At 50.8% G+C, this 14,456-nt stretch carries 16 protein-coding genes; 13 read left to right on the top strand and 3 right to left on the bottom strand.

Annotation, left to right across the window (positions count from 1 at the left end):
• The first annotated feature begins 30 nt into the window (after window positions 1-30).
• The 6 genes from MOY_RS01625 (at window position 31) to MOY_RS01600 (ending at window position 7,142) form a co-directional block, all read left to right on the top strand.
• Window positions 31-1,125, top strand: coding sequence for a CZB domain-containing protein (locus tag MOY_RS01625; RefSeq protein WP_009095804.1), 1,095 nt, complete (start codon window positions 31-33; stop codon window positions 1,123-1,125).
• 92 nt (window positions 1,126-1,217) lie between these two features.
• Window positions 1,218-2,237 carry a patatin-like phospholipase family protein gene (locus tag MOY_RS01620; protein WP_035539754.1) on the top strand — a complete coding sequence of 340 codons (1,020 nt, stop codon included), beginning with the start codon at window positions 1,218-1,220 and terminating at the stop codon, window positions 2,235-2,237.
• 324 nt (window positions 2,238-2,561) lie between these two features.
• The gene (locus MOY_RS01615; protein ID WP_009095800.1) at window positions 2,562-3,914 is read left to right on the top strand and encodes an MFS transporter; all 1,353 of its coding nucleotides are present in this window, start codon (window positions 2,562-2,564) and stop codon (window positions 3,912-3,914) included.
• Between the two features lie 64 nt (window positions 3,915-3,978).
• Window positions 3,979-5,250 carry a nitrate regulatory protein gene (locus tag MOY_RS01610; protein WP_009095797.1) on the top strand — a complete coding sequence of 424 codons (1,272 nt, stop codon included), beginning with the start codon at window positions 3,979-3,981 and terminating at the stop codon, window positions 5,248-5,250.
• A 101-nt stretch (window positions 5,251-5,351) separates the two neighbouring features.
• The gene (locus MOY_RS01605) at window positions 5,352-6,038 is read left to right on the top strand and encodes an SDR family oxidoreductase (protein WP_009095793.1); all 687 of its coding nucleotides are present in this window, start codon (window positions 5,352-5,354) and stop codon (window positions 6,036-6,038) included.
• A 111-nt stretch (window positions 6,039-6,149) separates the two neighbouring features.
• Window positions 6,150-7,142: an LLM class flavin-dependent oxidoreductase gene (locus MOY_RS01600; RefSeq protein WP_009095792.1), complete on the top strand. Its 993-nt coding sequence runs from the start codon at window positions 6,150-6,152 to the stop codon at window positions 7,140-7,142.
• Window positions 7,143-7,168: 26 nt separating this feature from the next.
• Here MOY_RS01600 and MOY_RS01595 read toward each other — a convergent pair whose 3' ends face one another.
• Window positions 7,169-7,801, bottom strand: a complete 633-nt coding sequence (locus tag MOY_RS01595; RefSeq protein ID WP_009095790.1) for a LysE family translocator — start codon at window positions 7,799-7,801, stop codon at window positions 7,169-7,171.
• Between the two features lie 85 nt (window positions 7,802-7,886).
• On the opposite strand from MOY_RS01595, the gene MOY_RS01590 reads away from it, so the two are divergent.
• Together MOY_RS01590 and MOY_RS16805 are read left to right on the top strand one after the other, a co-directional pair.
• Window positions 7,887-8,399, top strand: a complete 513-nt coding sequence (locus MOY_RS01590; RefSeq protein ID WP_009095788.1) for a GNAT family N-acetyltransferase — start codon at window positions 7,887-7,889, stop codon at window positions 8,397-8,399.
• Between the two features lie 168 nt (window positions 8,400-8,567).
• Window positions 8,568-8,774 carry a diguanylate cyclase domain-containing protein gene (locus MOY_RS16805; RefSeq protein WP_082429660.1) on the top strand — a complete coding sequence of 69 codons (207 nt, stop codon included), beginning with the start codon at window positions 8,568-8,570 and terminating at the stop codon, window positions 8,772-8,774.
• On the opposite strand, the gene MOY_RS01585 is transcribed toward MOY_RS16805, so the two are convergent.
• Both MOY_RS01585 and MOY_RS01580 read right to left on the bottom strand, forming a co-directional pair.
• A complete protein-coding gene (locus MOY_RS01585) occupies window positions 8,752-9,315 on the bottom strand; it encodes a DUF1415 domain-containing protein (protein ID WP_009095786.1) in 564 nt (187 codons plus the stop codon). The genes MOY_RS16805 and MOY_RS01585 overlap by 23 nt on opposite strands.
• 81 nt (window positions 9,316-9,396) lie before the next feature.
• The gene (locus tag MOY_RS01580; RefSeq protein ID WP_009095784.1) at window positions 9,397-10,065 is read right to left on the bottom strand and encodes a GntR family transcriptional regulator; all 669 of its coding nucleotides are present in this window, start codon (window positions 10,063-10,065) and stop codon (window positions 9,397-9,399) included.
• A gap of 204 nt (window positions 10,066-10,269) precedes the next feature.
• Here MOY_RS01580 and MOY_RS01575 point away from each other — a divergent pair, with 204 nt between their 5' ends.
• The 5 genes from MOY_RS01575 (at window position 10,270) to MOY_RS01555 (ending at window position 14,452) form a co-directional block, all read left to right on the top strand.
• The gene (locus tag MOY_RS01575) at window positions 10,270-10,827 is read left to right on the top strand and encodes a chromate transporter (RefSeq protein WP_009095782.1); all 558 of its coding nucleotides are present in this window, start codon (window positions 10,270-10,272) and stop codon (window positions 10,825-10,827) included.
• Window positions 10,824-11,354, top strand: coding sequence for a chromate transporter (locus MOY_RS01570; RefSeq protein WP_009095780.1), 531 nt, complete (start codon window positions 10,824-10,826; stop codon window positions 11,352-11,354). The genes MOY_RS01575 and MOY_RS01570 overlap by 4 nt, the downstream gene beginning before the upstream one ends.
• An 85-nt stretch (window positions 11,355-11,439) precedes the next feature.
• The gene (locus MOY_RS01565) at window positions 11,440-12,390 is read left to right on the top strand and encodes a tripartite tricarboxylate transporter substrate binding protein (protein WP_009095778.1); all 951 of its coding nucleotides are present in this window, start codon (window positions 11,440-11,442) and stop codon (window positions 12,388-12,390) included.
• A gap of 29 nt (window positions 12,391-12,419) precedes the next feature.
• Window positions 12,420-12,917 (top strand): tripartite tricarboxylate transporter TctB family protein, encoded by a 498-nt coding sequence (locus MOY_RS01560; RefSeq protein ID WP_009095775.1) that lies wholly within the window; start codon window positions 12,420-12,422, stop codon window positions 12,915-12,917.
• 8 nt (window positions 12,918-12,925) lie between these two features.
• Entirely contained in the window at window positions 12,926-14,452 is a 1,527-nt protein-coding gene (locus MOY_RS01555) for a tripartite tricarboxylate transporter permease (protein ID WP_009095773.1), read from the top strand.
• Window positions 14,453-14,456: the final 4 nt, after the last annotated feature.

Raw genomic sequence — 14,456 nt, 5'->3', positions numbered from 1 at the left:
CAAACATATTTCTACTTTGCAGGTGTGGTCATGTTTGCTTTTATGCGTCCCTATCAAACCATTCGCCGTTTAGAGCAGGAAGTCACTGACCTCCAAGGGCAGTTGGATGCCGAAAGAGTATCCCACAGCTGCCGTGCCCTTAGTTTAATGACCCCGGTTGAGTCATTGAGCATGCTTCAAGCTAAAGGAGCGGATATGCTGGCGTCTATCAGCCAGGGCATGGAGGCTCACGCGGGTCAACTGGCGGCTGAGCGGGCCACTCTGGCCGATATGTTTACGCGCCTGCATCACGCCGAATACACCGCACAAATGCTGAAGTTCCAGTGTCATTGCCAGCCCTCAGCCTCACCTTCAACAGGCTCGGTTACCACTAAACCGGCGCTGCACGATATTCGTCAACTCAGCGTTACACTAGCGCGCAGTGCAGGCCACACAAGGGCATTGGCGATGAGCGCGGCTCTTGAGGTTGCCCACTCCGACTCCCCATCACCTAGCATGGCTGCCGTTGTGCAAGATATGGAGCGGTTGGCCGAATATACCCAGCGGTTATCCCGACAACTAGACCAGTGCGCTGAACAGATCGCCACCCAACTACAACAAGATACCGAAGCAGCAGCCCAACAGTGCCAGGTCACCCAAACGTTAACCCAAGCAGCGCAAGAGGCCGAGCAGGTTATAGAGCAGTTAACCGACCAAGCACGTCATATGTATAAGGTTATTCACCACAGCACCACAACAGCGTGCTTGCACGCTGCAAAACTTGAGCACGCTGCCTGGAAAAGCCGCTTGTATAAGCAGCTGCTTTCGGCACAGCTCGATGAAACAATCGAAGATCACCAACACTGCACCCTTGGCCAGTGGTACTACCTGGGCGATGGAAAACGCTACCAAAAGACCGCCGCTTACCGTGCCTTAGCCGGCCCCCATCGCCGCTTCCATGAAAGTGGCTTAGAAGCACTACGCTTTGCTCGACAAGGCGACCATACCGGACAGTTGGCATCGCTTGCCCTGATGGAAGAAGCGAGCCTTCAATTAGTACAGCAGCTAGACCAGCTAATTGAGTATGCAGTGTATGAAGTGCCGCTTGCCACGGGCTATCGCTCCCCCCTAGCCGATGCTCCTTGAAACCTCATTACCTGCTGAGTGCGCATAGCATTGGCATTTGTGCCATGCTGAAGACGTAATAATCTTCCCAAACACATTCAGTAAGAGGCTATATAGTGCAGATCAAAAAGCTAGATCTTGCCTTGCAAGGAGGCGGCTCCCACGGTGCTTACACCTGGGGTGTTATTGACCGCCTGTTAGAGGATGACCGCATTGAAATCGAGGGTATTAGTGGCACCAGCGCAGGCGCCATGAATGGTGTCGTAATGGCCGACGCCCTCACCCGTGGTGATAAAGAGACAGCGCGTAAAGCGCTCCGCGATTTTTGGCAGGCTGTTAGTCGTGCTGGCATGTCAAGCCCCATCCGCCGCTCCCCATTAGATGTACTCACTGGCAACTGGAGCCTAGATCACTCGCCTGGCTACATTGCAATGGATCTCATGAGCCGTCTGGTTTCGCCTTACCAATTTAACCCACTCAATATCAATCCACTGCGGGACATTGTGGCTGAGCACATCGATTTTGAGCGTGTCCGACGCTGCGAAAAGCTCAAATTATTTGTTGCCGCAACCAATGTACGCACGGGTAAACAGCGCGTGTTCCGGCGTGAAGAGATGAGCGTCGACGCCGTGATGGCGTCTGCCTGCCTCCCCTTTGTTTTTCAAGCAGTAGAAATAGACGGTGAAGCGTACTGGGATGGCGGTTACATGGGTAATCCAGCGCTTTTTCCATTAATGGAAGAGTGTAGTGCACGGGATATCATGCTGGTGCAGATTAACCCCATAAGCCGAGACGATGTTCCCACATCTGCTTCAGCTATTATGAATCGACTCAATGAAATCACCTTTAATGCGTCGCTAATAAAAGAGATCCGCATGATTGCGCTACTGAAAAGCGCTTTGGAAGAGCAAGGTATCCAGAATAGCTATCAGCAGGCACTGTTTCATCGTATTAGCGGCGAACACGCATTAGAAGCCCTTTCCGTATCCAGCAAAATGAACTCTGAGTGGGCTTTCCTCTGCCACCTGTTTGAACAGGGTCGTGACGCTGCCGATCGCTGGCTTGCTGAACACTTTGAGGCATTGGGTAATTACTCATCGCTGGATATCGACGCTGTGTACCTGAACGAATAAATGGCACTAGCGTGTTGCAAACGTCGCTGACTCCGCCCCACCGTGGGGCAGAAACCGTTTTTTATGCTTACAAAAATAACGTTATTTTCAACCCAACTTAAAAAAACAACTACAACCAATTGTTTTGATTAATAAAAGTAACATTTGGCGGATTAATTGCTTTTCCTACCACTAATGGTGGTAGGCGTGGACCAGGCCCAGTGGGTACGAGTGCGTCGAACCTGACCTTCAAAGAAGAAGGCATGTTCTCGTCAATTACGTAGCGTCTTTTAGAGAAGCGCTTCACGTGTTGGCAAACTCGCTCTAACCCCAGAGAGGCCTTCCATGGATATTCGCAATAAAGCCAACCGAATTCGGCTGCTAAATTTCTCTACGCCGCAAATGCGCGCATTTCACTTTTCATGGTTCGCCTTCCATATCTGCTTTTTCGGCTGGTTTGGTATCGCCCCCCTCATGGCGGTCGTTCGAGAAGACCTATCGCTCACTCAAACCCAAATCGGCAATACCATTATTGCATCAGTCGCCATTACCGTGATTGTGCGCCTACTGATTGGCGTACTGTGCGACAAGTTAGGGCCACGTAAAACCTACACCGGGCTACTTCTGCTGGGCTCGATCCCCGTGATGGGCATTGGTTTTGCCAACAGTTTCGAAACGTTCCTGTTAGCCCGCTTGGCCATTGGCGCTATCGGTGCCTCGTTTGTTATTACCCAGTACCACACCACCATGATGTTTGCGCCTAATGTAGTGGGTACCGCCAATGCCACTAGCGCGGGATGGGGCAACTTAGGGGGTGGCACGACCCAAATTCTGATGCCACTGATATTCGCCGGCCTTTTAATGCTTGGCGTGAGCGAAACACTGGGATGGCGGCTTGCCATGGTGGTACCCGGCGTTGTGATGTTTTGCACCGGCATCGGCTACTGGCTTTTCACGCAAGATGCGCCGAACGGCAACTTTGACGCGCTACGCGCCCGGGGCGAGCTCCCCGAAGCCACGGGGGAAAACGGCGCAACTCAGAGCTTTTTAGCCGCGGCGAAAGATATTCGAGTATGGGCGTTATTTGTTGTCTACGGACTCTGTTTTGGGGTTGAGCTGACCATCAATAATATCGCGGCCATCTACTTCTTTGACCACTTCGATTTAACCCTTGCCACGGCGGGCATGATTGCTGGGCTTTTTGGCCTGATGAATATCTTCGCTCGCACCTTGGGTGGCATCTTTTCCGACTTATTTGCTAAACACGCAGGGTTGAAAGGCCGGGTACGCTGGTTATTCATTGCCTTAATTTGCGAAGGTATCGCGCTAATTGCCTTTTCACAAATGCACATATTAAGCCTAGCCATAGGCATCATGCTGGTGTTCAGCCTGTTTGTGCAGATGGCCGAAGGGGCCACTTACGGGGTAGTACCGTTTATCAATAAGAAAGCGCTAGGCGCTGTGGCGGGCATTGTGGGCGCAGGCGGTAATGTGGGCGCTGTTTGCGCTGCTTTTCTCTTTCGCAACGAAAATATCAGCTACCAACAAGGGCTTTTTTACCTAGGCCTTACCGTGTTAGTACTCGCCTCTTGCGTACTGCTGGTACGCTTTAGCGATGCTACGGAAGCTAAAGAGGCGCAGGCCTACCGTGACGCGGTAGGTGAAGAAACCGGCGCAGACGCCCTTTCACTGCGTTAACGTTCCCCCCGCAGCTTAGCTGCGGGGCAATTTATGTCAGGCGGCGAGCAACAAGGAAACCGTTATGTCTTCAGCCCAACAGTTACTCTTAACCGCCCTGCGTTGCGATATCGACAACCTGCGCCACTTGGCGACCACCTCAGACATCGTCGGTGATATTAGCCGGTTTATTCACGTCCTTCAGCGCGAACGAGGCGCCTCAACCATCTACCTCGTCTCAAAGGGAAAGCGCTTCAAAACCCGGCGCATGGCGTATTTGCAAGAGAGCCAAGAAGCTGAGATCTTAATGCGCCAGCGGCTTGAGGCCCTCAGTCACGAGGCCAAACCGCAAGCGGCCGCTCGTCTGCTTAGACGAATTGCAACGGTGTGGCTCGCACTCGACGAGCTTGAAACCTTGCGCTGCGCCATTGATACGTTTGCCATCACCCCCGACTCCGCTACCCAGGCCTTTAACCACTTAATTAGCGGCTTGCTCGCGATTGTGTTTGAAGCTGCAGACACTGCAGCAGACGTAGATGTTACCAAAGCGCTAGTGGCCATATTTCACTTAATGCAGGGGAAGGAGCTGGCAGGCCAAGAGCGAGCATGCGGCGCCTACGGTTTTACCCATGGACATTTTGATAAGGCCCATCGCGAGCTACTGAATCAGCTGGTGCATGATCAACAGCGCTGCTTCAATACTTTTGTAGAATTTGCCAATGCCGAGGCCCAGCTTCTCTGGCAAGAAGCGATGTCGACACGCGCGCTTTGTGGCATTAATCAGCTTCGCGATATTGCCTGCCAGCGCATCCGCCCTTCAAATAATGAAACGGCACCGCTGGGTGAAACCTGGTACGCATTGACAACGCTACGTATCGACACGATTAAGGAGATTGAGAATAGCCTCAACCAACAGTTAACCATTCTATGCCACCGCAAAATCGAACAGGCACAGGCTACCCTTGAACAGCTTAAAGCACAGCCTTGCCAGCACACTCCTGCCCCTTGTGAGCAGCTGCTAGCGTTAAACGACACCTACCCTTTAGGAGAGCTTACCGCCAGTGCATTAACCTCACCGCTTGGACGTTCGTTAATTGAACTAACCCATGCCCATTCACGCCGCTTACAAGGCCTTAGCGATGAGCTGGAAAACACCCGTAAAGCCTTACGTGAACGCAAACTGATTGAGCGGGCCAAAGGGCTCATTATGGCTCATCAGGAAATGACTGAAGAGGAGGCATACCGTTTTCTGCGTAAAACATCAATGGATCAAAGCAAAAGTATGGCCGACATGGCGCAATCAATTCTCGACCTTTCTATCGTGCTGACGCGAAAACCGGAAACCCGCACGCGCTGATGGCAAGGGCCCGCACTATTTGCAAGATTAGCGCTCATTGACCATTCTAATTATTCAGGCATGAAGCAGCCCATTACTTGAATGAACAAGGAGCGCCCCCAATGCGTCACCGCGTACTTTTGATCACAGGTGCCTCAAGCGGCATCGGTGCTGCTACCGCACGCGCAGCCGCACGTGAAGGTTACAAACTCGTACTTGTCGCCCGTTCAACCACTAAGTTAACAGCACTCGCTGAAGAGCTAGGCCCAGAAAAAGTCCTTACCTGCGAAGTGGATGTCACCGACATGGCCCAGCAGCAGGCGATGGTAGAGCAAGCCATTGAGACCTTTGGTCGGCTGGATGCCGTTTTTGCCAATGCCGGACGCGGCGGTTCTACCGGCGGCTTTAGCGGTGCTGATCACACTGCATGGCAACAGATGATCATGACTAACATCTACGGCGTAGGGCTAACCCTGCAAGCCTGCCTACCCGAGCTAAAACGCTGCAAGGGACACGTGCTTTTAACCGGTTCAGCAGCGGGACGCACCACCATTCCTGGCTCTATGTATAGCGCGACCAAATGGGCTGTTACAGGCATTGGTTACAACTTACGTGAGGAGCTGCGCGGCACTGGCATGCGCGTCACGTTGATAGAGCCAGGAATGGTGAATACGCCATTTTTCGATGAGCCACCTGAATATTCCCTTGAAGACCGTGATATTGCCAATGCCGTGGTTTATGCCCTCTCCCAGCCCGCCCATGTAGATGTTAACGAGATACTTATTCGCCCCACGCCGCCAATGGAATAAGTCGCTCGAACGCTTATGACTTGTAATTGCCTGCAAATGCCCACATAACGCTCTATTACCAAGCGTGCTAATTAGTTTAGCGCGCCACACGTTCCGTCTTGCAGGTGACCCATGAGCCAACTCGCTACCACTGCACTTTCTGTGCTGGATTTAGCGCCCATTCGTCAAGGCGGCAACGCCGCTGAAACGTTCGATAACAGCATTGCCTTGGCGCAGCGAGCAGAGCAACTTGGCTATACCCGCTACTGGCTGGCTGAGCACCACAATATCGCGGGCATCGCCAGCGCTGCCACCGCCGTCCTGATTGGTCACGTTGCTGGGCAGACCTCAGCCATTCGCGTTGGTAGCGGCGGTATCATGCTGCCTAACCACCCGCCGCTGGTGATTGCGGAGCAGTTTGGCACGCTCGAAACGCTCTACCCCGGCCGTATTGATTTAGGCTTAGGCCGTGCCCCTGGCTCTGATGGCGCAACCATGCAGGCCATGCGCAGGAATGCTCACGCGGGGGTCGATGATTTTCCACAGCTGCTTAATGAGCTACGCAGCTATTTAGGCGATGCAGACCCTCATCAACGCGTAAAAGCCGTTCCAGGCCAAGGCACTCACGTACCCATCTGGCTACTCGGCTCTAGTGGCTATAGCGCACAGTTGGCCGCTAAACTAGGGCTACCCTTTGCCTTTGCGGCCCAATTTGCGCCGGGCTACTTATTTGAAGCACTGCGGCTCTATCGCGACAACTTCCGCCCTTCTGAACACCTAAGTAAACCGCATGCCATGGTGGGCCTACCTGTTATGGCGGCTGAAAGCGATGCGATGGCGCATTACCTAGCCACCACCGCGCAGCAGAAGTTTCTTAACCTTATCCGCGGCAAGCCTACGCAGTCGCTGCCACCGGTTGAGCAGCTAGACTGGTCACCGGTTGAGCAGGCTCAGGTCAGCCAGTTTTTAGGCGCAGCCATTATTGGTGGGCCAGCGACGGTTAAAGCAGAGCTTGAAGAATTCCAAGCACGCACTGGCGCGGATGAACTCATGATTAATAGCGACTTTTACGATCATAAAGAACGCTTGCGCAGCTATGAAATCGTTGCGGACGTAGCCCGCTAAGCGGCTATTCTTAACGCGCCCGCGCCCTACCCTTTGGCAATCAGAAAGGCACCTGCCGCCACCATAAGCGAGCCTGCGGTCCGGTTGGTGCCTCTTTGAGCACGCTCTGACTGAAAGAACCGTCGAGCAGAGGAGGCAAACGAGGCCACCAGCATTAAGCCCATCATTAACCCTACTAACGTTAAGCCCACTACGAGGAACATATCACTTCGGTTAAGCACGGTGAGATCAATAAAGGTGGGTAAGAACGCAATATAAAATAGAATTACTTTTGGGTTAGACGCCGAAATTAAGAAGCCTTGCATAAAGCTCTTGAGAATATCGCGGGTAGACACGCTATTGTCATAGTGGGCCGACGCTAACGCATTGTTCGTCACCTCAGCTGTCCACATCTGCCAGCCAAGATAAAACAGATAAGCAGCCCCCACATAACGCAACAGGGTGAACGCCTCACCCCAGTTTTCGGCCAACGCTGCCAAGCCATAAAACGCCAGTAGCAGATAAATAATGTCACTTGCCGTCATGCCAAGCGCCAGCGGTATGCATGGTCGAGTGCCCGCAGCCATTCCCTTCGCCAACAGCGCAAAAATGCCGGGGCCTGGCGTGACCGCAAAAATAAAAATCGCTAAAAAATAGGTCAGTGCACTTTCTATTGTCATGATGGGGCCCTATAAACACATCAGAGTATACTAACGTACGCCATGCTTTTGTTATCTAGATAACCGTTTTACGGAAACACTGCCCATGCAATCTCACGCATTTACGCCAATGACCTCGGAAGACTTCAGTGAGTTTTGGCCAACATTTCAGGCCATTGTAGCGGCACAAGAAACCTACGCGATAGACCCTAACATCACGTATGAAAATGCTTTTACGTTATGGTGCCAAACACCGCTTTACAGCATCGCGGTTAAAGATGAGGAAAACCAACTGCTGGGCGCTTATTATTTAAAAGCCAATGCCGCAGGCCCCGGTAAACACATATGCAACTGTGGCTATATGGTGACGCCACAAGCACGCGGCAAAGGGGTTGCCAAAGTCATGTGCGAACACTCCCAAGCGTTGGCTGTAGAAGCGGGCTTCGAAGCCATGCAGTTTAATGCAGTAGTAGCCAGTAATCAGGTGGCTGTGAAGCTATGGCAGCGGTTAGGTTTTCATATTGTGGGCACGGTGCCCAACGCTTACCGCCACGCCACGCTGGGCTTGGTCGATACGCATGTGATGTATAAAACGCTGTCAGCCTCGGCTTACGCTTAACTGCCTTCCACGCCATCCAATGTGCGCGCTTGCACTGCCATAGCCTTTCCTTCCTCATTCGTACAAATACCAAAACTACGATAGGGTAAAACACATATACCGACTACTTCTTTTAGTGCCCTATGCCCATAAACCTTTCAGGCCTACAGCGCCTCTCTTGCTAAAAACATTAGTCAGCGTTTACTTACCCATATTGCTAAGCTGGCGCCCCTACCTGATGGGCAAACCGCACAGGTAGGATGCAGCTTAGGAGCCGCCATTTGGTCCCAACATGGTCATGCCATTAGCCAAGTATTTCAGCGGGCAGACGCCGCGCTTTATCAAGCCAAACACCAGGGAAAACATCTCCTTATCATTTATGAAGAGGCGCATTGAAACAACGCTGTAACGTCGCTTCGGCAGCAGTGCTGCCCATGGCGGTTAAGTGGGCAATATTACGCTCAGGGATCAGTGCCGTATCGCCATAAAAAGCGATCGCTTTTTCAACGCTTGCTTCGCGCAACAGGTGCACCATCGCATAGGGCGAGCGATTGGTGTAATTCGAAGCGTCTTCCGGTTCGGCATCAGCAAAGCAGTAATCTGGGTGAAACGTGGCTAACTGATAGATACCGTCATAGCCCTGCTCTTCTAGCAGGCTTTCCGCGAACTCAACGTAATCTAAGTAGTGGTCGAAATTTTTAAACAACGTGGGAAATACCAAGAGCGTGGTCTCGGTTTCAGGGTGCTCATTTAGCCACTCAATCTCAGCCACTAACTCTTCCAGGGCGACTTCCATTTTTTTTGAGCGCACGACTTCCACGCGGATACTGCCATTCTCTAACTCGCGCTTAGCAAAGGGACAAATATTGTGCTCCACAATAAAGCTGCGTACCCATGCCAACGTCTGTTCGATAATGGTGCTGTCTGTTACTTGCATGACGACTCATACCTTCGGTACTGAATTAAGGGCGAAATCTCTCAGATAAGGCGAGTTTACCTGGCAACCGCTGTCTTGGCTTTAGGCATGCTCTTGGTAACGTGCCAGCGCCACTTCATAAGACTTGTGAATATGGTCGTCCATTAGCGCTCGTGCGGCGGCTGCATCGCGTTGAAGCGCCAGCTCCACTAATTCATGGTGCTGATCATCCAGTGCTTGGCGGATGGTCGGCATTTTTGGCCCTAACCGCCGATAACGATCAAACTGGTCGTGTAACTGCTCAATAAAGCGCAGTAGCCACACCGAGCCACAGGGCGCCACTAGCGTTCGATGAAACTGAGTATGCAGGCGCTCCCACTCTTCCCCTTTATCCAGCGTAATATCCGCACGCTTTAGCCGATGGGCGGCAGCTAATAAATCTGCCTCCCATAGGGCATCCCCTTGGGCAATGGCACGCTCAAGCGCCATACCTTCAAGCTCGGTGCGCATCTGGGCAATATCATCCAGCTCATCACGGGAGAGCTTGGGCACTCTAAAGCCACGTTGATTCTCTTGCTCTAGCAAGCCATACGCCGCCAGTTTGTTGAGCGCTTCACGCAGCGGGCTAAGCCCTACTTGGTACTGCTCTTTTAGCGCATTAATCGCCAATTTTTCCCCTGCTTTAAAGCGCCCCCCCACCAAATCTCTGTGCAGTAGATCGTAAATGGGGCTAGATGCCTTACCGGTAGGGAGCTGGATATGCTTGTTCATGCCGGAGTCCTTTTGCGTGCCTTACGCAATGCATCGGTTAACGGAGATTCTTCATGTAGATGTTGACGCCTCTTACAAGGCTCACCTATATTCTATTTTAGACAAAATAATCGATTTTTTAACTTACAAACGATAAACAGGCATTTCGATGATTTCTGATGCAGCGTTTTTTCTCACACAGCTTCCTCTACAGGCACCTGGAAAATGAAGCAAACCGCACTTTTGTGGGCCTTTTTCCGCGTCGGGATTTTTGGCTTTGGCGGCGGCCCTTCCATGATACCGCTGGTACGTGCAGAAGTTGTAACACGCCATCAATGGCTCACCGATGAAGAATTTGCCGATGTACTGGCGATTGCGAACACCTTGCCTGGGCCTATTGCGACAAAAATGCCTGGATATATTGGTTATCGCGTAGCAGGAACCAGCGGCTGCGTCATTGCGGTACTCGCGACTATTTTTCCCATGGTGGTGGCCATGATTGTGATGTTAGGCATTTTTAGCCGCTACCGCGACGTAGGCTGGATACGGGGCATGGGGCAGGCCGTGATTCCGGTCGTCATGGTTATGATGGGACAGCTGACCTGGGATTTTTTCGACAAATCACAGGCAGCGCTAGGCTGGCTGGCAAGTGCTGTCATGGCAGTCGCTGCCGGTGCCATTATTTATTGGCTGGGCGTACACCCAGGCTGGGTGATTGGCGCCATTCTGCTAACAGCCCTGCTTCGGCCCACGCATAAAAAACCGGCGGAGGGCTCAGCATGATCTATTGGGAGCTGTTCTTAGCTTTTTTTATTCCCAACATTATTGGTTATGGCGGCGGCCCGGCGATTATTCCGCTTATTGAAGCGGAGGTGGTGGGTCGCTATGGCTGGATGTCAGCACAAGGCTTTGCCGAAACGCTGGCTCTCGGCAACGCGCTTCCCAGCCCAATTGCCACCAAAATGGCAGGCTATATCGGTTATGAAGTAGCAGGCATAGGCGGTGCGTTGATTGCCGTTGCGGCGACTGTCATTCCCTCACTATTACTGATGCTAGGGGCGCTTGGGTTGCTCTATCGCCATCGAGACTCCCCCCGGGTCAAACGGATGAGCCAATGGGTTCGCCCGGTCATCGCGATGATGATGGCGTGGTTAACCTTAGGCTTTTTACTCGAAAGCGTTACTACCAGTGGAGCCATACACACGCTGATTATCGGCATCGTAGCAGCAATTGCATTGATTCGCTTTAAAACGCATCCCGCCTTTGTGGTTATGGGTGCATTAGTTTACGGAGGGCTTTTTCTTTCTTGAACATCCACTAGCACATAAAAAGTATTAGCTGTACCAGAAACATACAATAAAGACCTTAAACAACACACAACGAATGGGCCTACTGATGAAATTAAAAGCTATATTTACCGCCACTACACTTGCAGCCTCAATGTTTCTCCCCATGTCACTTTTAGCGGCAGATGACTATCCCAATAAGCCGATCGAATTTATCGTACCGTGGGGGCCTGGTGGAGGCAGTGATCTATTAATGCGCATTGTCAGCAAACACCTTGAAGCAGAGTTTGAACAAGCAATACCCGTTATTAATATGCCCGGTGCTAGTGGCACAGTAGGCTTACGTGAAGCGTCACGCCGTGCCAATGATGGCTACACTATTACGCAAATACATGAGGGTTTATTAATTGCTCACCATTCAGGCGTTACTGAGCTTAATTGGGATGATTTTGATGTTGTTTCAATGATGACCAGTGATAACTCAGTCATCGTAGTAAACGCAGATACTGGCTGGGAAACGCTTGATGACATGCTTGAAGATGTTAAAGCAAGTCCTGGTGAGTACCGTATGGGGGTTACGCTAGGAGGCATCCCTCATCTATGGGCCGTACAGTTTGAGGAGTCTACTGATACGCAGTTCGGCTACGTAGGTTATGAAGGCACCGGCGAGCGTTTACGTGCACTCGCAGGCGGACATATTACCGCTGCTATTGAAGATTATTATTCTGCCCGAGCATTTGTTGAAAATGGCGACTTAAATGTGTTGGCAGCCGCAACCAATGAGCGTATTGAAGAACTACCTGACACTCCGACGCTTCAAGAGCTAGGTCATGACCTTGAGTTTTTGGTAACGCGAGGCATTGTAGTGCCTAAAGGCACGCCAGAATCAATTATTGAGAGGCTTGAAAGTGCGCTTGCAAATGTTGCTGTTAGCGAAGGTTTCCAAACCGATATAGAAAACGTAGGGGGAAGCGTACGTTACCTTAATCGTGAAGACTATACCGCGTATCTAGAGCGCAACAATGAGATTATTGGAAATAACGCCCACCTCCTTGACTGAGGTAATATCGCGTTCATTAGGAGGCCATTATGGAGCGTAGAAGTTCAGAGGCAGCTTTAATTCCTGCTTTACAGCTGCTTTCTTATCTAATTATCGCCCTCGGTGCATTATTCATGGCCTTCAAGGCCGGCTCTTTGCCGGCCTCTCGTTGGGAGCCAATGAATGCAGGCACTTTTCCACAAATAGTTTTTTTAGGCATCGTGGTGCTTTGCGTAATAGCGGCTATTTCTGACATAACAAAGCATGGTTTTCCGCTTACGGCTTTTAGCATTGCCTGGAAAAGACTAGTTTCGCTTAAATCGGTCATTATTAATCTAGCTTTTTTCATTACTTACATGATAGCAATGCCTTTTGCTGGATTTATTATTAGCACTTTTACTTACTTAGTCGCGGCTCAATTTTATTTGGCGCCCAAAAAGCCAATTACAGTACCTATTGTCATTTTCGTCGCCATTCTTTTTTCTGCAGGGCCTTACTATTTATTTTCAGAGGTCTTCAGCATCTATCTTCCCCGTGCTCAATGGTAAGGTGAATTATGACTGACGCTTTTCTCATCGCGCTAGGGGGCGTAACAGAACCCTATACGCTATTACTTATGGCAGTAGCAACGTTTGCAGGTATCGTTGCCGCTGCAATCCCTGGTTTTACCATTACCATGGCGATCGTTCTTACGCTGCCGCTCACATTTGCGATGCCCCCCATGCAGGGTATTGCAGTTATGTTATCGGTTTATGTGGGTGGATTAAGCGGGGGCCTATATAGTGCTGCACTGTTGGGTATACCAGGAACCCCTTCATCAGTCGCGACAACGTTTGATGCATTTCCTATGGCTAGGCAAGGCAAACCCGGAAAAGCGCTATCGCTTGGGTTATTGGCCTCATTTGTGGGTTCAATCATTTCTATTGCTGTACTAATCGTTGCTGCTCCCCCTCTTGCGCTCCTGGCCGTTAAGTTAGGCCCCTGGGAATATTTTGCGCTTATCATTTTTGCGTTGACTATTATCGCTAGCCTAGTGGGTGATTCTCTTATCCGAGGTTTAATTGCCGGCCTTATAGGTATTGGTATCGCTACTATAGGGCCCGACCCTCTCATGGGGCGTGAACGATTTACCTTTGGCTATGAAATTTTGACAGCAGGCATACCGTTCCTGGTGGTCTTGATAGGCATGTACGCCATGAGCCAGTTACTCTCAGAATTAGAGCCTAATACCGCAGGCAAACAGCAAGCGTCTAGCACACTGATTAGCGGCGATATGCGCCCTCATCTTTGGCAAACTGTCAAAGACATAATGTTAAAGCCAGTCAACGTAATAAGATCATCACTACTAGGTGTATTTATTGGTGCCGTCCCCGGTGCGGGCAGTTCCATTTCAAACCTTCTAGCTTACGATCAAGCTAAGCGGGCTTCAAAACACCCAGAAACGTTTGGCAAAGGAGAACCTGAAGGTGTTGTAGCCTCTGAATCGGGTAACTCATCAACAGTCGGCGGCAGCCTAATACCTTTAATAGCATTGGGTATACCAGGGTCTCCGGCCGATGCGGTTCTTATGGCCGCTATAATGGTACATGGCATTAGTATTGGGCCACGCTTAATCCTTGATCACCCCGATTTGGTATATAGCATGTTTATTGCCATGGCGATTGCCTCTGTTTTCATGCTATTTATTGGCGTAGTTTTAATGCGCGCGTTCTTACGTCTGTTAAACGTACCTAAATATATTGTAGTTCCAGCAGTATTAGCGTGTTGCGCCATTGGTACTTACACCTTGAATAATCGCTTATCTGACCTTTATCTGCTCGCTTGCATAGGTGCAGTGGGATACCTCCTTAAAAAGCTCGACTACCCACTCGCCCCGTTGGTACTAGGCGTTGTATTAGGGCCTATTGCGGAAACCAACTTAAGAAGAGCTTTCCAAACCAGTACTGATTGGACGCTGTTTTTCACAAGGCCAATTTCAGCTCTTTTACTAACACTGGCGGTTGTTTCTGTCATTTACAGTATTTATAGCTACATGAAACAACGCCGTTTAATGACTCAACGCCTCGGTACCACACCAGAATAGGAGC

It is taken from the genome of Halomonas sp. GFAJ-1 (assembly GCF_000236625.2).
In the GTDB taxonomy this organism is placed as follows: domain Bacteria; phylum Pseudomonadota; class Gammaproteobacteria; order Pseudomonadales; family Halomonadaceae; genus Vreelandella.
Note: the sequence above shows the minus strand (reverse complement) of the source record. Positions and strands in the feature narration are given on the sequence as shown.